Genomic DNA, 19,088 nt, shown 5'->3' on the forward strand with positions numbered 1-19,088 from the left:
TCAGACGTAACGGTTGACGACGTTCTCGAGCAGTTCCTGTTGACCGGATCTCGGCTGCGGATTGACGTCCTTGGTCTCGACCCAGTTGGTGATCTCATCCAGCGAGTATTCGCCGCGGAACAGCTTCTGCGCCTCGGCCGATTCCCAGCCGGCGTAACGATCGGCCAGCGGCTTCGACAGAGCCTTGTCCTCGATCATCCTGGCGGCTGCCTTGAGGCCGCGGGCACAGCAATCCATGCCGCCGATATGGCCGATCAGCAGGTCTGCCGGATCGAGCGACTGGCGGCGCAGCTTGGCGTCGAAGTTGGTGCCGCCGGTCTTGAAGCCGCCGCCTGCCAGAACGTGGTAATAGGCAAGCGCCATCTCCGGAACATTGTTCGGGAATTGGTCGGTGTCCCAGCCGGACTGGTAGTCGTTGCGGTTCATGTCGATCGAGCCGAAGATGCCGAGCGCATTGGCGAGCGCCAGCTCGTGCTCGAAGGAGTGGCCAGCGAGGATCGCATGGCCCTGCTCGATATTGACCTTCACCTCGTTTTCAAGGCCGTGCTTCTTGAGGAAGCCGTAAACGGTCGCGACGTCGTAATCATACTGGTGCTTGGTCGGCTCCTGCGGCTTCGGCTCGATCAGGATCGTGCCCTTGAAGCCGATCTTGTGCTTGTATTCGACGACGAGGTTGAGGAAGCGGCCGAGCTGGTCGAGCTCGCGCTTGAGATCGGTGTTGAGCAGCGTTTCGTAACCTTCGCGGCCGCCCCAGAGCACGTAGTTCTCGCCGCCGAGCTTCTGCGTGGCGTCGATGCAGGTCTTGACCGTCGCGGCTGCGAAGGCAAAGACATCGGGATCCGGGTTGGTCGCCGCTCCCGACATGTAACGCCGGTTGGAGAAGAGGTTGGCCGTACCCCAGAGCAGTTTGGTGCCGGTCGCCGCCTGCTTCTCGGCGAAGTAGTCGACGATTTCGTTGAGATTTTTGGTGTTCTCGGCGAAGTTCCTGCCCTCGGGGCGCACGTCGGCGTCATGGAAGCAGTAATAGGGCGCGCCGAGCAGCGAGAAGAATTCGAAAGCGACGTCGGCTTTGAGCTTGGCAGCCTTCATCGTGTCTTCGAACCACGGACGCAGGAAGGTCTGGCCGCCGAAGGGGTCGCCGCCCGGCCAGGTGAAGGTGTGCCAATAGGCCACCGCAAAACGCAGATGGTCTTCCATGCGCTTGCCGAGAACGATCTCGTCTGGCTGGTAATGGCGGAAGGCCAACGGGTTGGTGCTGTCGGGGCCTTCATATTTGATTTTCTGGATATCGCCGAAAAATCCGGTGCTCATGTCAGGTCTCCTTGGGTTCGTATTTTTTCGAAGTTCTGAATTGATGGTCTACGCCAGAGGCCCCTTCATCCGCCTGCCGGCACCTTCTCCCCGAGGGGAGAAGAGGTTCGCCGCGGCGCCTCTTTCCCTTCTCCCCGCGGGGAGAAGGTGGCCCGAAGGGTCGGATGAGGGGGCCGCTGGCTCAAACTCTCAATGCGCCAGCGATTTGATCGCCGGATAGAGTGCGCGGTAACGCCTATAGGCATCCTCGTAAGCGCCGCTCAGCGCCGACACCGGTTCGATCGTGCCTGATGTCACCGGCGGGGTGCAGACGGCAACCGGATCGGAACCCGTAGCGGCGATCAGGCCGAGGCGGGCGGCACCGAAGGCCGCGCCGAAATCGCCGTCAGCGGGCAGGTCGACCGGAACGCCGAGGGCAGTGGCGATCGCCGCCAGCCAGTAGCGCGAGCGCGAACCGCCGCCGATTGCCGTGACGCGAGAGATGCCGGTGCCGGCCGACCGCAGCGCTTCGAGATTGTCGCGGATGGCGAAGGCGACACCTTCGAGCACGGACTGGGTGAGCACGGCGCGGCTGCTTGCATGTTCCAGGCCGATGAAAGCGCCACGGATGACCGCATCATTGTGCGGCGTGCGTTCGCCGGAAAGATAAGGCAGGAAGGTAACGCCGGTCGGCGCCTTCAGCGTCTCGCCGAGTTCGCCGGTGAGATCGCTCGCCGATTTGCCGGTCACGCCGGAATGCCAGTTGAGCGCATCGGTGGCCGACAGGATGACGCCCATCTGATGCCAGGTATTCGGCAGCGCGTGACAGAAGGCATGCACGGCGCTTTCCGGCTTCGGCAGGTAGGAGCCATTGGCGGCAAAAAGCACGCCCGAGGTGCCGAGCGAGACGAAAGCGGCGCCATCGCTGACGGTGCCCATGCCGCAGGCCGAAGCCGCATTGTCGCCGGCGCCGCCGGCAACGACGACATCCCCTGATATGCCCCATTGTGCCGCCAGTTCGGAGCGTAGTCTGCCGGCCTGCGCCGTGCCTTCGACAAGCGCCGGCATCTGCTCCTCGGAAAGATCGGTGGCGGCGAGCAGCTCGGACGACCAGGCGCGCTTGCCGGTGTCGAGCCAGGAGGTCCCGGCCGAATCCGACATTTCGGACATATATTCGCCGGTCAGCCACAGACGCAGATAGTCCTTCGGCAGCAGCACCTTGGCGATCTTCGCGAAAACCTCAGGCTCGTGCTTCCTCACCCAGGCGAGTTTCGGCGCCGTAAAGCCGGGGAAGACGATATTGCCGGTGAGCGCACGGAAACGCGGATCGGCGTCGAGGGCGGCGGCCTCGACGTGGCTGCGCGTATCGTTCCAGAGGATGCAGGGGCGCAGTACCTTGTCGGCGGCATCGATCAGCGTCGCACCGTGCATCTGCCCGGAAAGGCCGATACCCCTCACCGCGGCAAGCTCTTTCGGATGTTTTGCCTTGAGACCGGCGACGGCCTCTTGCGCGGCGCGCACCCAATGGGCCGGCTCCTGTTCCGACCAGCCCGAATGCGGACGCGAGACGTCGAGCGAACCATTGGCCGAGCCGACGATCGTCTGATCGCCGTCGATCAGCATTGCCTTGACGCCGGAAGTTCCGAGATCGAGACCGAGATACATGGGGTTGCTCCTTTGCCGTTACGGCAGATTGTCTTTCAGGAAAATGTCGAGACGGATGCGCTCCTGCGCGTCGATAACCGGGAGCCCGTCCGCCTTGGCTTTCAGCACGCGGATCGCACTGCGCACTTCATGGCCGGCGTCCTGATTGAGGATCGCATCGATCGTATTGTCAATGAGCGCCGCCCGCGTATGGGTGGTCAGTTCATGGGCGATGACGGTCAGCGTCCGGTCGACGGCCTTCTCCTTCAGCGCGCGGACGAGGCCGCGATTGCCGGCGCCGAGGCTATAGACGCCGACAATGCCGGCATTCCTGGCAAGCGCGCCGGCGACGAGCATATGGGCGATCTCCGGATCGTCACGACCTTCGAGAACAGGCAGGATCGCCAGATCGGGAAATTCCTCGGCCATGACTGCGGTGAAGCCCTCCAGCCGCTCGCGATGGTCGCGCACCAGCATGGACCCGGCGAGCACGGCAATCTCGCCCTTTCGCGGCCCGAGAAAGCGGCCGAGCAGACGCGCCGCCGTGCGGCCGGCGGCGATATTGTCTACGCCGGCATAGTGGTGGCGCAGCGACCCCGTGAGGTCAGACACCAGAGTGACGATCGGAAATCCCGCACGCACCAGCCTGTCGACGGTAGCACGAACTTCCGGCGCATCGGTCGCCACCATTGCGATGCCGCAAGGCTTCTCCCGGGCCAGCCCTTCCAGCACGCAGACAAGGGCGGCCGGATCGAAAGCCGACACCTCGATGGTGCGGATATTGGTGCGTTCGGCCGGCGAGCGAACGATCGCCTGCCGGATCTCGGCATTCAGCCCGTGCATGAAGGAATTGTCGCTGGCCGGCAGGATGAAAACGAGGGGATAGGTGCGCCCTTTGGCGAGATTGGCGGCGGCCACGTCCCTGATATAACCGAGCTCGCGAATAGCTGTCTCGACCTTTTCCCGAGTGACGTGACGCACGCCGGGGCGCTGGTTAAGAACCCGATCGACAGTCGCAAGACTGACCCCGGCAGCGGCAGCGATATCGTGAACTGTTGGCCTCATCATTCCTCCTGACGAGACCATTAACGTCAATTTTGATGTACGTAAATCAAAAAATCGAACGGGCCGACTCGCGCACCGCTTTTCCCGCATTGCCGACGGCCTGAGGCCGGGATGCAAGGCTATTATTGGCTGATCGCATAGCGGCCGGAAAACTGCAAACAAAAAGGCCCTCCGGAGAGGACCTTTTCATGGGGCGGCAGGCCGGAGGTCAGTGGCCGCCACCGCCTCCCCCGCCTTGCGGCGCGGGTTTCTTGATCATCGCGACGCCGAAGATCATCGCAACGAAAAGCGCGGTCAGGATCAGGAAGATATCGCTGAACGAGAGGATAACCGCCTGTTTGGTGGCAAGGCCGACCATCTGTTTGATCGCGACCGAGCTGCCATCCATGCCGTAGCTGTTGAAATTGGCGGCCATGTTGTTCATCTGGTCGATCGCCGCCGGATTGCCCCAATCCATATTCTCGCGCAGCCGCTCGTAATGCACGTCCTGCCGGTTGGTCAGCACGGTGTTGATGACAGCAAGGCCGACGGCACCGCCCAGGTTTCTGGTCAGGTTGAACAGGCCGGACGCGCCGCGGATGCGCGAGGGCGGCATGGTGCCGAGCGCGATATTGTTGATCGGCACCATGCACATCATCAGCCCGAAGCCGCGCAGGATCTGCGGGATGAACAGCTCGTAGAAATCCCAATCCGCCGTCAGATGGATCATGATATATGTGCCGGCGGCGAAACTGATGAAGCCGATCACCATCATCAGGCGTAGGTCCATCTTGGTCGACAGCCGGCCGGCGATCGGCGCGGTGAAGAACATCGCCAGCCCGGAGACGAACATCGTCTCGCCGATCATCAACGAGTCATAGCCGCGGATGCGGCCGAGATAGACCGGATAGATATAGGTCAGCCCATAAAGGCCGATGCCCATGACGAAGGAAAACACCGAGCCGAAGGAGAAATTCCGGTTGGCAAAGGCCTTGAGGTCGACGACGGGAAAATCCACCGTAAAGGCGCGGTAGAAGAAGACGATGGCCGCAACGCCGGAGGCGACGGCGGCAATCGCGATCGAACTGTCGTTGAACCAGTCGTTCGAATTGCCCTCTTCGAGCACATATTCCAGCGTGCCGAGGAAGATCCCCATCGAGATCAGCCCCCACCAGTCGAACTTCTTGAAGAGCGACAGTTCCGGCTTGTCGAAATCGATGAAGTTCCAGGTGACCAGCGTGACGATGATGCCGGGAACGATATTGACCAGGAACAGCCAGTGCCAGGAGAAGGCGTGGCTGAGATAGCCGCCGACTGTCGGGCCGATGGTCGGCGCCAGCGTCGCGATCAGGCCGATGATCGGCGAGACGATGCTGCGCTTCGACGGCGGGAATATCGTGAAGGCGGCCGCAAACACAGAGGGGATCATGCCACCGCCGATGAAGCCCTGGATGGCGCGGTAGACGATCATCTGATCGATATTCGTCGCCGTCGCCGCCAGCGCGCTCGCCATGGTGAAACCGGCGGCCGAGATCGCGAAGAGATAACGCGTCGAAATGATACGCGCCAGCGTGCCCGACAGCGGGATCATGATCACTTCGGCGATCAGATAGGCCGTCTGCACCCAGCCGATCTCGTCCGAGCCGGCCGAAAGCCCGGCCTGGATTTCGGCAAGCGAGGCCGAGACGATCTGGATGTCGAGGATCGACATGAACATGCCGAGCACCATCGCGAAGAAGGCGATGAGCTTCCGCGGATCCATGCGATCCCCGGCATGGGCAGGCGCTGCCGGAATCGTCCCCGCTGTTGCTGTCGCGCTTCCGGTCATCGGACCACCTCCGCCTTGTCTAAAGGCTTACTTGCTTGGCGCCGTGCGCGTATCGACGTCGACGACGACGCTGAGGCCCGCGCGCAGACGGCCGCTGTCGAGCGCATCCTGCGGCAGCGCGATGCGCACCGGCACGCGCTGGATCACCTTGGTGAAATTGCCCGTCGCATTCTCCGGCGGCAGCAGCGAGAAGACCGAGCCGGACGCCGGCGAAATCGATTCGACGGTGCCGACGACAGGATGGTCGCTATAGGCATCGACATGAACGTTGACCTTCGAGCCGGCAACGAGATGCTGGATCTGCGTTTCCTTGAAGTTGGCGTCGATATAGAGCTCATGCACCGGAACGAGCGCCATCAGCCGCTGGCCGGGCGAGACAAGATCGCCTTCCTGGACCGAGCGATTGCCGACGATGCCGTCATAAGGCGCCTTGAGCACCGTGAAGGAGAGATCGCGGGCGGCCTTGTCGCGCGAGATCTCCAGCGCCCGGACCGAGCCTTCGGCTTCCTTACGCTGGGCCTGCAGAATAGTAATATTGGCCTGTGCAGCGGTGATATTGGCGTCGCCGCCGGCAAGATTGGCCTTGGCCTGGTCGAGCGCGATATTGGCATTGTCGAGATCGGCAGCCGTGCCGACCGACTTCGCCTGAAGCTCGCTCTGGCGTTTCTGGGTAATCTCGGCGCCACGAACGGCCGCTTCGAGTGCCACCTTCTGCGCCTGCGCCTGCGCAAGGCTTGCATTGGCGCCTTCGATCTGCGCGTCGATGCGCTGCAGCGAAAGCTGTTCGGTGGCGATCTGGGCCTGCGCCTGATCGAGGGCATTCTGATAGTCGCCGTTATCAAGCGTGGCAAGCACGTCGCCCGCTTTGACTTCCTGGTTGGCGACTACATTCACCTTCGCGACGTAGCCCGTGACCTTTGGCGAAATCGTTGCAATATCGCCCTCGATATAGGCGTCGTCCGTCGACACCATGAAGCGGCCGTTCGTCCACCATTCGTATCCATACCAGCCGCCGCCTGCCAGCAGAGCAAGCACGACGATCGGCAGTACCGGGCTGCGGCGCTTTTTGGCCGCCGCCGGTGCGGCGACCGAAGCCGGCGCCGACTGCGCAGGGGCAGACGGCTTTTCCAGGGCTTCCGCCGTCGGAGCCTCAACAACGGTCACGCCCTCGGCCTTGATCTCTTCCGACCCGGCCTTTTCGCTGACGATACGCGCGACGTTGCTTTTCTGGTTGCTCGACATGGCCACTTTACCGATCTTGGAGTAAATAATCGAACTGAACGGTTCGGTTCAGTTGACTTAAACCTGTTTTGCCGTCATATCAAGGTGTATAGAACCAATCGGTTCGATTTCTTTAAAGAAAAGACGAAACCGTGAACACGGTTAAGGAAAAATGACCTTGAAACCCGACCATGCCGCCGTCTTCAGCCCTCCCGTTGGCGGAGGCCGGTTTGCTGCGGGCGAAGATCCGGCAAAACGCCAGCAGATCCTCGCCGGCGCCAAACGTGTCTTCATGAAGATGGGTTTCGACGCCGCCAGCATGAACGACGTGACGCGTGAAGCAGGCGTCTCCAAGGGAACGCTCTACGTTTATTTCACCAACAAGGAAGAACTGTTTTCGGCAATGATCGAAGCCGAGCGCGCCGCGTTCGTGGACGCTGTGCGCACCGCGCTTGCCGAGCATGACGATCCCGAAGCCGGCCTGTACGAATTCGGGATAAGCTTCGTCACCCACATGACCGACGAAAAGGTCATCAACGCGATGCGCACCGTTCTTGGCGTTCGCGACCGCATGCCGGTGCTCTGTCAGCGCTTCTTCAAGGGTCCGGTGAACCTGCGCACGATCATGCGCGATTTCCTCGAACGGCACGTCGCCGAAGGCACGCTTAAGATCGACGACATCGATCTGGCCGCCGGCCAGTTCCTCGACCTCGCCAGCGGCAGCTTCTTCAAGCTCCGCCTGTTCGGAAGCATGGAAGAGCCGCCGTCCCGCGAGGAAATCGACCGCGTCATCCGCGGCGCGATCCGGGTCTTCATGGCCGCCTACGGCGCTCGCCGGCATGAGGCCGGCTAACGCCATTCTTGACTGCCGCCCTGCATCGGCCAAAATTTCCGCAACGACGATCAAACCCGGCTGCCGGAATTTCTTTAAGAGAGAGGTCGCAGCCAGGGAGTAAGGGATGAGCGCCATCGCACGGGCGATCTGGTTCATCGAGAGCCATTTCGAAAGCGATCTATCGCTGGAACAGATATCGGAAGCAGCCGGATTGTCGCGCTATCATCTGTCGCGCGTCTTCGGGCTCGTCACCGGCCACTCGATCAGCGGCTATATCAGAGGGCGGCGCCTCAGCCGTGCCGTGCCAGCGCTTGTCGGTAGTTCAGCCACCATTCTCGAGGTTGCGCTTTGCGCGGGCTACAGCTCGCACGAGGCTTTCACCCGTGCCTTCCGCGACCAGTTCGGCCTGACGCCGGAGGCGGTGCGCCGGCAGGGGCACACCCGTAACCTTGTTTTGCTGGAGCCGATCAGAATGGACCCCGCCCACCTCAACGACCTCGAACCACCCCGCTTCGAAAGCCTGCAGCCGATGCTCCTTGCCGGCCTGCAGGAGATCTATCCCTATGGCGGCAATGCCGCCATCCCGTCTCTCTGGCAGAAATTCAATGCCCATTTCGGCCATATATCAGGCCAGAAGGGGAATGTCGCCTACGGCGTCTGCACCCATATCGACGGCGAGGCGGAAAAATTCCGCTATATGGCCGCGGTCGAAGTCTCCGACGCCGGCGATCTGCCGGCGGATTTTGCGACGCTCAAGCTTCCGGGCCAGCGCTATGTGGTCTTCACCCATCGCGGCCATGTCTCCGGCATTTCCGCGACCATGCACCGGATTTTCGGCACATGGTGGCCGACCTCCGGCCTCGAACACGGCGACACACCCGATATGTTCGAGCGTTATGACGAACGCTTCGACCCCTATACCGGCATGGGCGTCACCGAAATCTGGTTGCCGATCAGAGCATGATGCCGAAAACTGTGAGCGGGTCGGACAACATCCTGCTCTAGGGAATAAAAGTAACATCGATTCCGTATACCCCCTTGCGGCGCTTGCGTGGCAGGCCGCCGACATTACATTGCGCGCGTCATTCATTCATGTGACGCAAAGGGGTATATGCTGATGCAGGACATCATGACGCTCATTCAGGATCCGGCCGCCTGGGTGGCGCTCATCACGCTGGTGGTGATGGAAGTCGTTCTCGGGATCGACAACCTGATCTTCATTTCTATTCTGACCAACAAACTGCCGCCCGAACACCGAGAAAAAGCCCGCAAGATCGGCATCGGTCTGGCGCTGGTCATGCGCCTGGGACTGCTCGGCACCGTCGCCTGGATCGTCCAACTGACCGAACCGTTGTTTACGGCCTTCGGCCACGGCTTTTCCTGGAAGGATCTGATCCTGATCGCCGGCGGCCTGTTTCTCGTCTGGAAGGCCACCAAGGAAATTCACCACACCGTCGATCCGGTCGACCATCAGGAGGATTTCATCGCGACATCCGCCACAACAGGCTTCGCATCGGCGATCGGCCAGATCCTGCTGCTCGATCTGGTCTTCTCCGTCGACAGCATCATCACCGCCGTCGGCATGACACCGCATTTGCCGATCATGGTCATCGCCGTCATCGCCGCCGTCACCGTCATGCTGGTTGCCGCAAACCCGCTTGCCAACTTCATCGAGCGGAACCCGACGATCGTCATGCTGGCGCTCGCATTCCTGCTGATGATCGGTACGACCCTGATCGCCGAAGGCATGGGCTTCCACGTGCCGAAGGGCTACGTCTATGCCGCCATGGCCTTCTCGGCGCTGGTCGAGGTGCTGAATATGTTCGCGCGCAATGCCCGCAAGCGCAAACGCGAAGGCGCCCATTGAGACCGACGCAAGGGGCGCGCCGCAACCGGCGCGCCCTGCCCCAGTGTCGCTAGGCCCTTGCAGGCGCGGTTTTTCTTGACGCGCCGGGTTGAATATGGCCTAAGGCCAGCCGAACGGACGATCGGCGGATGGTGCGGGCGCATGCCCTTTTTCCGGCCGGTTTGCCGAAGATATCTGCATCCTTCCGGCCGAACGTCGCTTTCCCGCGAAAACCGTCCGGCATTCATTGACGGGCCATAGCAATGACAACTTCCGGCGTCCGCGTCCGCATCGCTCCCTCGCCGACCGGCGAGCCGCATGTCGGCACCGCTTATATCGCTCTCTTCAACTATCTCTTCGCCAAGAAGCACGGCGGCGAATTCATCCTGCGCATCGAAGATACCGATGCGACGCGCTCGACGCCGGAATTCGAGACGAAGGTGCTGGACGCGCTGAAATGGTGCGGGCTGGAATGGAAGGAAGGTCCCGATATCGGAGGCCCCTACGGCCCCTATCGCCAGTCCGACCGCAAGCCGATCTACCAGCCTTATGCGCAGGAACTGCTGGACAAGGGCCACGCCTTCCGCTGTTTCTGCACGCCAGCGCGGCTGGAGCAGATGCGCGAGGCGCAGCGCGCCGCCGGCAAGCCGCCGAAATATGACGGTCTCTGCCTCAGCCTGACGGCGGAGGAAGTGACGTCGCGCACCGCCGCCGGCGAAGCCTCGGTCATCCGCATGAAGATCCCGGCCGAAGGCTCCTGCGATTTCACCGATGGCGTCTATGGCGATGTCTCCATCCCCTGGGATTCCGTCGACATGCAGGTGCTGATCAAGGCCGACGGCATGCCGACCTATCACATGGCCAACGTCATCGACGACCATCTGATGAAGATCACCCATGTGGCGCGCGGCGAGGAATGGCTGGCTTCGGTGCCGAAGCACATCCTGCTTTATCGCTATTTCGGCTGGGACCAGCCGGTCTTCATGCATCTGTCGCTGATGCGCAATGCCGACAAGTCGAAGCTGTCGAAGCGCAAGAACCCGACCTCGATCTCCTATTATTCCGCGCTCGGCTATATCCCGGAAGCGCTGATGAACTTCCTCGGCCTGTTCTTCATCCAGATCGCCGAAGGCGAAGAGCTGCTGACGATGGACGAACTCTCCGAGAAGTTCGACCCCGACAACCTGTCCAAGGCCGGCGCGATCTTCGATATCCAGAAGCTCGACTGGCTGAACGGTCGCTGGATCCGCGAGAAGCTGTCCGAAGAGGAATTCCAGGCGCGCGTGCTGGCCTGGGCGATGGAAAACGACCGTCTAAAGGCGGGTCTGCGTCTGTCGCAGACCCGAATTTCCAAGCTCGGCGAGCTGCCCGATCTCGCCGGCTTCCTGCTGAAGTCCGATCTCGGCCTGCAGCCGTCCGACTTCGCCAAGATCAAGTCGCCGCCGGAAGAGATTCTGGAGATCCTCAACACCGTTCAGCCGGATCTCGAAAAGATCCTGGAGTGGAATGTCGAGACGATCGAGGCGGAATTGCGCGCCATCTCCGACCGCATGGGCAAGAAGCTGAAGGTCGTGGTCTCGCCGCTCTTCGTCGCCGTCTCCGGCTCATCGCGCTCGCTGCCGCTCTTCGATTCCATGGCGATCCTCGGCCGTTCGGTCGTGCGCCAGCGCTTGAAGCTCGCCGCGCAGGCGGTCGCCGCTCTCGTCGGCTCGAAGTAAGAACAGTCAGAGGATTTCGACAGTGGCTGACAACAAGACCGAAAACGCTCTTTCCTCCGACGCGACCGAAGTGCGCGCCCAGAAGCTGAAGCTGCTGCGCGAGCAGATCGGCGACGTCTATCCGGCGCATTTCCACCGGACGATGACCAATGCCGAGCTCGGCGCCAAATACGAATCCCTGGAACCGGATGTCGAGACGCAGGAAGTGGTCACCGTCGCCGGCCGCGTCTATTCCTCGCGCAACTCCGGCATGTTCATGGATATCCATGACGCTTCCGGCAAGATCCAGATCTTCTCGCACAAGGACGTCACCGGCGAGGAAGCCCGTGCCCTGCTGCCGATGATCGACATCGGCGATATCATCGGCGTCACCGGCGTCGTGCGTCGCACCAAGCGCGGCGAGCTGACGATCAACGCCCAGAAGATCGAGATGCTGACCAAATCGCTGCTGCCGATGCCCGAGAAGTGGCACGGCCTCTCCGATATCGAACTGCGTTATCGCAAGCGCCATCTCGACATCATGACCAATGAGGATTCGAAGCTGCGCTTCCAGCAGCGCTCGAAGATCGTCTCCGGCATCCGCCGCTTCATGGAAAATGACGGCTTCATGGAAGTCGAGACGCCGATGTTGCAATCGATCTATGGCGGCGCCACCGCCGAGCCGTTCAAGACGCATCACAACACGCTGAAGCTCGACATGTATCTGCGCATCGCGCCGGAACTGTTCCTGAAGCGCACGCTGGTCTCGGGCCTGACCGACAAGGTCTTCGAAATCAACCGCAACTTCCGCAATGAAGGCGTCTCCACCCGGCACAATCCCGAATTCACTATGATGGAGTGCTATTGGGCCTATGCCGATTACGAGGACATGATGGACCTCGTCGAGCGGCTGTTCGAGACCCTGGCGCTCTCCATTCACGGCACGACCGAATTCGATTTCGGCGACAAGCGGTTGTCCTTCAAGGGCCCGTTCAAGCGCGTGCCGATGCCCGATGCCGTGAAGGAAGCGACCGGCATTGATTTCCTGGCGATTAAGACCGACGAGGAAGCGCGCGCCGCCGCCAAGGCTGCCGGCTTCGCGGTGGAGAAGGATTGGACCTGGGGCGAATGTCTCGCCTTCATCTTCGAGGAGAAGGTCGAAGCCACGCTGATCCAGCCGTCCCACGTCACGCATTTCCCGAAGGACATCTCACCCTTCGCCAAGGAAGTGCCGGGCGAGCCGCGCCTGGTCGAGCGCTTCGAAACCTATTGCAACGCCTGGGAACTCGGCAACGCCTTCTCGGAACTCAACGATCCCGAAGAGCAGCGCCGCCGCATGGTCGAGCAGCTGGAACAGGCGCATGCCCGCGGCGAAAAGGAAAAGCAGCTGGACGAGGAATTCCTCGACGCGATCGACCAGGGCATGCCGCCGGCCGGCGGTCTCGGCATCGGCGTCGACCGTCTGATCATGCTGCTGACCAACGCGCCGTCGATCCGCGACGTCATCCTCTTCCCGGCCCGCCGCAACAAGGCCGACTGACAGAAACGGATCATCGAAAATTGAAAACGGAGCGCCTTTGGCGCTCCGTTTTTTTTCCTGCTTGCGGTCAGTGTGTCTTCGTAACTTCTGCCGGCGGCTCTTCGGCCGGCGCCTCGGCCACTACCTCGCCCTTCCCTTCGGCGGCAGGCGCGGCTTCGCTTTCGGCAGCCGGTACTTCGGCGCGTTCGCCGCCTGCAGCCTTCTTGCCCTTTCCCTCATTCTTGGTCGAGCCAACCGCGACCGGGTCGACGCAATCCTCGGGATCCTTGAAGCCGGCGCTGATCATGGCGATCTCATCCACCGGCATGTCGATACGCTCGCCGAAGAACAGCCCGTTTTCGCTGGCCTTGCCGTCATAGTAGCGCGCCGTATAGGGCTTGTCGTCGAGACCGGGAACCGTCTTGTCGGGATGCGGGATGTAGACGACGTCGGCGCCGATCGCCCGGCCGCGAATGTCGGCGCGCAGCGTCGGGCCGTTCTCGTCGAGCACCACCACCTGCACCAGATCCGGTTTCTGCGCGGCATAGACGGCTTGGGCGACGCGCAGCGCGGTCCTGACCCGCGTCATGCCGTCGGTCGGTTCGGTCTTGATGTATTTCCGCACCCAGACGTGATCCTGCTTCTTGATCGTCACCAGATTGACGTCGGAGCATTCGAGTCCGTAGCCGCCGCTCGAGACACCGATCAGCCTGTCCTTGCCGACGTAAAGCGCCGCACCACCGGAAACGCCCGCCAGAAGCGCGACGCCGCCGATGATGATTGCCAATTTCCGGGAAGGCCGGAATATGCGCAGTAAGGCCTTCACGCCAACTGCTCCGCCATCTCAAACTCCAACGCAGGACAGGTGCTGAGATGCTAGAGAAATGACGTTTCCGAAAGTTTAAGTGAGCATGCCAAGCCTGCTCCATTTTGAAAAAAGACCAAAAAAGGTCCGCCTTTTTCAACCGCTTGCCACCGCACATTCCGTCATGCTCTAAACGCCCATGGCCTTCACGCTTCGCCAGATCCAGTATTTTGTCGCCGTCGCCGAACAGGGTTCGGTGACACGCGCCGCGCAGAACCTTTCGATCTCGCAATCCTCGGTGACGGAGGCGCTGAAGGAGCTCGAAACCGACCTCGGCGTCGAGCTCTTCGAGCGCCATCCGCGCGGCCTGACCATCACCCACAACGGACACCAATTCCTCCGTCACGCCACCAAGATCCTCGCCTCTGTCTCCGATGCGCGCACCAGCTTCTCCGGCCGGCAGAGCGCCCTTTCCGGCACGTTGAACATCGGCGTCACCTCGCTGGTCGCCGGCTACGTGCTCTCCGACTTGCTGGCGCGATACCGGCGCGCCTGTCCTGGAGTCGAGGTCAGTGCGATCGAGGACAATGGCGGCTATCTCGAACATCTCCTGGTCGGCGGCGAACTCGATGTCGCCGTTATGGTGATCTCCAACCTGCGCGACCGCATGGCGCTGCAGGCGGAAATCCTCGAGACCTCGCCCTATCGCCTATGGCTGCCGATGGGCCATCCGCTGGTCTCGGCCGACATCATCTCGGTCGCCGATATCGCCCGCGAGCCGCTGATCATGCTGACGGTCGACGAAATCGAGGAAAATACCGGCAAGCTGCTGTCGGCGCTCGGCGCCCGCCCGCATGTCGCCTTCCGCACCCGCTCGGTGGAGGCGGTGCGCAGCCTGGTTGCAACGGGCGCCGGCGTGGCGCTGCTTCCCGATCTCGTCTACCGCCCGTGGTCGCTGGAAGGCGACCGCATCGAGAGCCGCGACGTCTCCGGGTCGCTGCCGGTCGTGCAGGTCGGCATGGTCTGGCGCAAGGGCTCCAGCCTGCCGCAAGCGGCGCGCGATTTCGTCGGGATCGCCGAAAGCATGCGCTCAGGGCGCATTCGCTGATATCGGAATTTCCGATATCGCCTTTCTGATAAATGAATTTGCGAAAGCGGCTTTTTCGGCTCACCTTCATAATTGGGAACGAACGGCCACGGAAAGTGGCACCAAACCGGGAGACAGATGATGACGAATCTCTTGAAATCCTGCATGGCAGGAGTGGCCTGCCTCAGCTTCGCGACACAGGTGATCGCCGCCGAACCGCTGAAGGCGCTCGGCAAGGGCGAAGGCGCCGTCAGCATCGTCGCCTGGGCCGGCTACATCGAGCGCGGCGAAACTGACAAGAATTACGACTGGGTTACCGGCTTCGAAAAGGACACCGGCTGCAAGGTCTCCGTCAAAACCGCCGCCACCTCGGATGAAATGGTATCGCTGATGAACGAGGGCGGCTTCGATCTCGTGACCGCATCGGGCGACGCGTCGCTCCGCCTCATCGCCGGCAAACGTGTCCAGCCGATCAACACCGATCTGATCCCGAGCTTCAAGAATGTCGACAATCGCCTGCAGAAGGGCGCCTGGTATACAGTCGGCGACGTGCATTACGGCGTGCCCTATCTCTGGGGGCCGAATGTGCTGATGTATAATACCGATGCTTTCAAGGACAAGGCGCCGACCAGCTGGAACGTCGTCTTCGAGGAGCAGACGCTGCCGGACGGCAAGTCGAACAAGGGCCGCGTCCAGGCCTACGACGGCGCGATCTACATCGCCGACGCAGCCATGTATTTGATGGCCCATAAGCCGGATCTCGGCATCAAGGACCCTTACGAACTGACCGAGGATCAATACAAGGCCGCCCTCGATCTGCTGCGCGGCCAGCGCAAGCTCGTCTCCCGCTATTGGCACGACGCGATGATCCAGATCGACGACTTCAAGAACGAAGGCGTCGTCGCCTCCGGCTCCTGGCCTTTCCAGGTGAACCTGCTGCAGGCCGACAAACAGAAGATCGCCTCTACCTTCCCGGAGGAAGGCGTCACCGGCTGGGCCGACACCACCATGCTGCACGCCGACAGCGAACACCCGAATTGTGCCTATATGTGGATGGAACATTCACTGCAGGCCAAAGTCCAGGGCGACGCCGCCGCCTGGTTCGGCGCCGTGCCCTCGGTTCCCGCCGCCTGCAAGGGCAACGAACTGATGGGTGATGCCGGCTGCGCCACCAACGGCTTCGATCACTTCGACAAAATCAAGTTCTGGAAGACCCCGGTCGCCAAATGCGCGACGCAGGGCGAATGCGTGCCCTATCATCGCTGGGTCTCGGATTATATCGGCGTGATCGGCGGGCGGTAATAGCCAGGTCAGCTTGTGTGGTTGAAGACCCCGCCCCAACCCCTCCCCACAAGGGGGAGGGGCTACAAGTGGCACCGCCGAATCCTGCCGAAACACCAAGGTATTTGCGAAAGGGTACGGTAGGTTAAGCCCCTCCCCCTTGTGGGGAGGGGTTTGGGGCGGGGTCTTCACTAGCCAAGACCAAAACCCTCTCTGAACATGAAAGGCCCGGAGTTCCCCATGACGTCAGCCGTCCGTTTCCAGCAGGTATCGCGCCATTTCGGCCAGGTTCGCGCCGTCGACGGCGTCGATCTCGAGATCGCGCCGGGCGAATTCTTCGCCATGCTCGGGCCCTCCGGCTCCGGCAAGACGACGTGCCTGAGACTGATCGCCGGCTTCGAGCAGCCGAGCGCCGGCCATATCCAGATCTTCGGCGAAACGGCCGACGGCGTTCCGCCCTATCGCCGCAACGTCAACACCGTATTCCAGGACTATGCGCTCTTCCCGCATCTCAACATCCTCGACAATGTCGCCTACGGACTGATGGTCAAGGGCGTCGGCAAGACGGAGCGGATGAAGGCCGCGAACGATGCCCTGGAGCTCGTCAAGCTGCCGGGTTATGGCGCCCGCCGCCCCGGCCAGCTCTCCGGCGGCCAGCGGCAGCGCGTGGCGCTTGCGCGCGCCCTCGTCAACAAGCCGAAGGTGCTGCTGCTCGACGAGCCGCTCGGCGCATTGGACCTGAAGCTGCGCGAGCAGATGCAGGAGGAATTGAAGAGCCTGCAGCGCGCGCTCGGCATCACCTTCGTCTTCGTGACGCATGATCAGGGCGAAGCATTGTCCATGGCCGATCGTGTCGCCGTCTTCAACAACGGCAACATCGTCCAGGAAGGCACGCCGCAGGATATCTACCGCCGCCCGAGGACCCGCTTCGTCGCCGATTTCGTCGGCTCCTCGAATGTCATCGCACCGGATCTGATGGCCGCACTCGGCGGCGAGAAACGCTGGGCGAGCCTGCGGCCCGAGGCGATCCGCCTGGCAGGTGACGGCATCGAGGCCACAGTCGAACATGCGAGCTTCCTCGGCGCCGCCACCCGTCTCGGCGTTGATCTCCGCGGCAGCCGGCTGCATGTGATGCTGCCGGCCGGTGCGCCTGTGCCTGATGTCGGCGCCGATATCCGGCTTGCCTGGCAGCCGGCCGATATCCACTATATGGACGATGCGGCATGACGGCGCTCACCCTCTCCAGCGCCAAGACATCGATCCTGCCGGGACGCAGCGGGCTGTTCGGCCGGATGTCGGATGTCTTCTGGCGGCACCCGAAGCTCTTGCTCTTCCTGATGCTGACGCCGCCGCTGCTCTGGCTCGGCATCATCTATATCGGCTCGCTGATCGCCCTGCTCTTGCAGAGCTTCTTTTCGATCGACGATTTCTCCGGCCTGGTGAATTACGAATTCACCCTTGCGACCTATGCCCAGCTTCTGAGCCCGACGAATTTCGACATCATCATCCGCACGGTCGTCATGGCCGCGCTCGTCACCATTGTTGCCGCGCTGATCGCCTTTCCGATCGCCTATTACGCGGCGCGTTATGCGCAGGGCAAGTGGAAGGCGCTCTTCTACCTCGGCGTCATGCTGCCGCTGTGGTCGAGCTATCTCGTAAAGATCTACGCCTGGAAACTGATCCTCGCCAAGGAAGGCATCCTCACCTGGATCTTCGAGAAGCTCCATCTCGCCTGGCTGCTCGATGGCATCCTCAATCTGCCCGTGGTCGGCGGCAATTCGCTCTCGGTGAGCTATCTCGGAACCTTCATCGTCTTCGTCTATATCTGGCTCCCTTACATGATCCTGCCGACCCAGGCGGCCCTCGAGCGGGTGCCCGGCAATTTGATCGAGGCCTCGGCCGATCTCGGCGCCACGCCGCGCCAGACCTTCCGCACCGTGCTGCTGCCCTTGGCGCTCCCTGGCATCGTCGCCGGTTCGATCTTCACCTTCTCGCTGACATTGGGCGATTACATCATCCCGCAGATCATCGGCTCGTCCAGGCTGTTCATCGGCCAGGCCGTCTACGCCCAGCAGGGAACGGCCGGCAACGTGCCGCTCGCCGCCGCCTTCTCCGTCGTGCCGATCGTCATCATGGCGCTTTATCTGTCGCTCGCCAAAAAGCTGGGGGCCTTCGATGCGCTCTGACCTCAAGACATCGCCGCTAGCCTTGAAAATCGCCGCCGCCGGCGGGCTGCTCTTTCTGCACCTGCCGATCCTGCTGATCTTCGTTTATGCCTTCACGACGGAGGAAAAGAGCTATCAATGGCCGCCGCCCGGCCTGACTCTGCAATGGTTCACCATCGCCTGGAACCGGCCGGATGTCTGGTCGGCGCTTGGCCTGTCCGTGCAGGTCGCCGTCATTGCCACCGCGATCGCGCTCATTCTCGGCACGCTCTGCGCGGCGGCCGTCAGCCAGACGAAGTTCTTCGGCCGCGAGGCGATCTCGCTGCTGGTCATCCTGCCGATCGCCCTTCCCGGCATCATCACGGGCATTGCCCTGCGCTCCGCCTTCAGCCTGTTCGACATCCCGTTTTCGGTCTGGACCATTGTGCTCGGCCACGCCACCTTCTGCGTCGTCGTCGTTTACAACAATGCCGTCGCCCGCTTCCGCCGCACCTCGGGCTCACTGATCGAGGCCTCGATGGATCTCGGCGCCGACGGCTTCCAGACCTTCCGCCATGTCATTCTGCCGAATATCGGCACCGCCCTTCTCGCGGGCGGCATGCTGGCTTTCGCACTTTCCTTTGACGAGGTCATCGTCACCACCTTCACCGGCGGCCAGCAATCGACCTTGCCGATCTGGATGCTCGAAGAACTCATCCGCCCGCGCCAGCGCCCGGTCACCAATGTGGTTGCCATGGTGGTGGTGCTCGTCACCTTCCTGCCGATCCTGGCAGCCTATTACCTCACCCGCGACGGCGACCAGATCGCCGGCGGCGGCAAATAACAG

The 19,088-nt window shown here is 62.0% G+C and carries 16 protein-coding genes; 10 read left to right on the forward strand and 6 right to left on the reverse strand.

The window, feature by feature from the left end; translation table 11 throughout:
• From xylA to EFD56_RS13185, 5 genes are all read right to left on the reverse strand, one after another.
• On the reverse strand, window positions 1-1,311 hold the full coding sequence (gene xylA, locus EFD56_RS13165) for a xylose isomerase (RefSeq protein ID WP_126905476.1): 1,311 nt from the start codon (window positions 1,309-1,311) through the stop codon (window positions 1-3).
• A gap of 189 nt (window positions 1,312-1,500) precedes the next feature.
• Complete coding sequence (gene xylB, locus EFD56_RS13170; protein WP_126905477.1) at window positions 1,501-2,955, reverse strand: xylulokinase; 1,455 nt, start codon at window positions 2,953-2,955, stop codon at window positions 1,501-1,503.
• 18 nt (window positions 2,956-2,973) lie between these two features.
• Complete coding sequence (locus EFD56_RS13175; RefSeq protein ID WP_004677998.1) at window positions 2,974-3,999, reverse strand: LacI family DNA-binding transcriptional regulator; 1,026 nt, start codon at window positions 3,997-3,999, stop codon at window positions 2,974-2,976.
• A gap of 208 nt (window positions 4,000-4,207) precedes the next feature.
• Complete coding sequence (locus EFD56_RS13180; RefSeq protein ID WP_126905478.1) at window positions 4,208-5,806, reverse strand: DHA2 family efflux MFS transporter permease subunit; 1,599 nt, start codon at window positions 5,804-5,806, stop codon at window positions 4,208-4,210.
• 27 nt (window positions 5,807-5,833) lie between these two features.
• A complete protein-coding gene (locus tag EFD56_RS13185; RefSeq protein WP_004678003.1) occupies window positions 5,834-7,048 on the reverse strand; it encodes an HlyD family secretion protein in 1,215 nt (404 codons plus the stop codon).
• Between the two features lie 151 nt (window positions 7,049-7,199).
• On the opposite strand from EFD56_RS13185, the gene EFD56_RS13190 reads away from it, so the two are divergent.
• The 5 genes from EFD56_RS13190 to lysS all read left to right on the forward strand — a co-directional run bounded on the left by EFD56_RS13190 (window position 7,200) and on the right by lysS (window position 12,945).
• Entirely contained in the window at window positions 7,200-7,880 is a 681-nt protein-coding gene (locus EFD56_RS13190; protein WP_010003423.1) for a TetR/AcrR family transcriptional regulator, read from the forward strand.
• 106 nt (window positions 7,881-7,986) lie between these two features.
• Window positions 7,987-8,826 carry an AraC family transcriptional regulator gene (locus EFD56_RS13195; protein WP_126905479.1) on the forward strand — a complete coding sequence of 280 codons (840 nt, stop codon included), beginning with the start codon at window positions 7,987-7,989 and terminating at the stop codon, window positions 8,824-8,826.
• A gap of 153 nt (window positions 8,827-8,979) precedes the next feature.
• On the forward strand, window positions 8,980-9,729 hold the full coding sequence (locus EFD56_RS13200) for a TerC family protein (RefSeq protein WP_126905480.1): 750 nt from the start codon (window positions 8,980-8,982) through the stop codon (window positions 9,727-9,729).
• A gap of 242 nt (window positions 9,730-9,971) precedes the next feature.
• Complete coding sequence (gene gltX / locus EFD56_RS13205; protein WP_126905481.1) at window positions 9,972-11,426, forward strand: glutamate--tRNA ligase; 1,455 nt, start codon at window positions 9,972-9,974, stop codon at window positions 11,424-11,426.
• 22 nt (window positions 11,427-11,448) lie between these two features.
• Complete coding sequence (gene lysS / locus EFD56_RS13210) at window positions 11,449-12,945, forward strand: lysine--tRNA ligase (protein ID WP_037117420.1); 1,497 nt, start codon at window positions 11,449-11,451, stop codon at window positions 12,943-12,945.
• A gap of 67 nt (window positions 12,946-13,012) precedes the next feature.
• On the opposite strand, the gene EFD56_RS13215 is transcribed toward lysS, so the two are convergent.
• Entirely contained in the window at window positions 13,013-13,750 is a 738-nt protein-coding gene (locus EFD56_RS13215; RefSeq protein WP_126905482.1) for a hypothetical protein, read from the reverse strand.
• A 178-nt stretch (window positions 13,751-13,928) separates the two neighbouring features.
• On the opposite strand from EFD56_RS13215, the gene EFD56_RS13220 reads away from it, so the two are divergent.
• From EFD56_RS13220 to EFD56_RS13240, 5 genes are all read left to right on the forward strand, one after another.
• Window positions 13,929-14,837, forward strand: a complete 909-nt coding sequence (locus EFD56_RS13220) for a LysR family transcriptional regulator (RefSeq protein ID WP_004678014.1) — start codon at window positions 13,929-13,931, stop codon at window positions 14,835-14,837.
• Window positions 14,838-14,957: 120 nt separating this feature from the next.
• Window positions 14,958-16,118 carry an ABC transporter substrate-binding protein gene (locus tag EFD56_RS13225; RefSeq protein WP_037117428.1) on the forward strand — a complete coding sequence of 387 codons (1,161 nt, stop codon included), beginning with the start codon at window positions 14,958-14,960 and terminating at the stop codon, window positions 16,116-16,118.
• Window positions 16,119-16,337: 219 nt separating this feature from the next.
• Window positions 16,338-17,324, forward strand: coding sequence for an ABC transporter ATP-binding protein (locus tag EFD56_RS13230; RefSeq protein ID WP_126905483.1), 987 nt, complete (start codon window positions 16,338-16,340; stop codon window positions 17,322-17,324).
• Window positions 17,321-18,283, forward strand: a complete 963-nt coding sequence (locus EFD56_RS13235; protein WP_012485285.1) for an ABC transporter permease — start codon at window positions 17,321-17,323, stop codon at window positions 18,281-18,283. The genes EFD56_RS13230 and EFD56_RS13235 overlap by 4 nt, the downstream gene beginning before the upstream one ends.
• Window positions 18,273-19,085 (forward strand): ABC transporter permease, encoded by an 813-nt coding sequence (locus tag EFD56_RS13240; RefSeq protein ID WP_004678022.1) that lies wholly within the window; start codon window positions 18,273-18,275, stop codon window positions 19,083-19,085. Before EFD56_RS13235 ends, EFD56_RS13240 begins: the two co-directional genes overlap by 11 nt.
• Window positions 19,086-19,088: the final 3 nt, after the last annotated feature.

The sequence above is a fragment of the Rhizobium phaseoli genome (genome assembly GCF_003985125.1).
GTDB lineage: Bacteria > Pseudomonadota > Alphaproteobacteria > Rhizobiales > Rhizobiaceae > Rhizobium > Rhizobium phaseoli.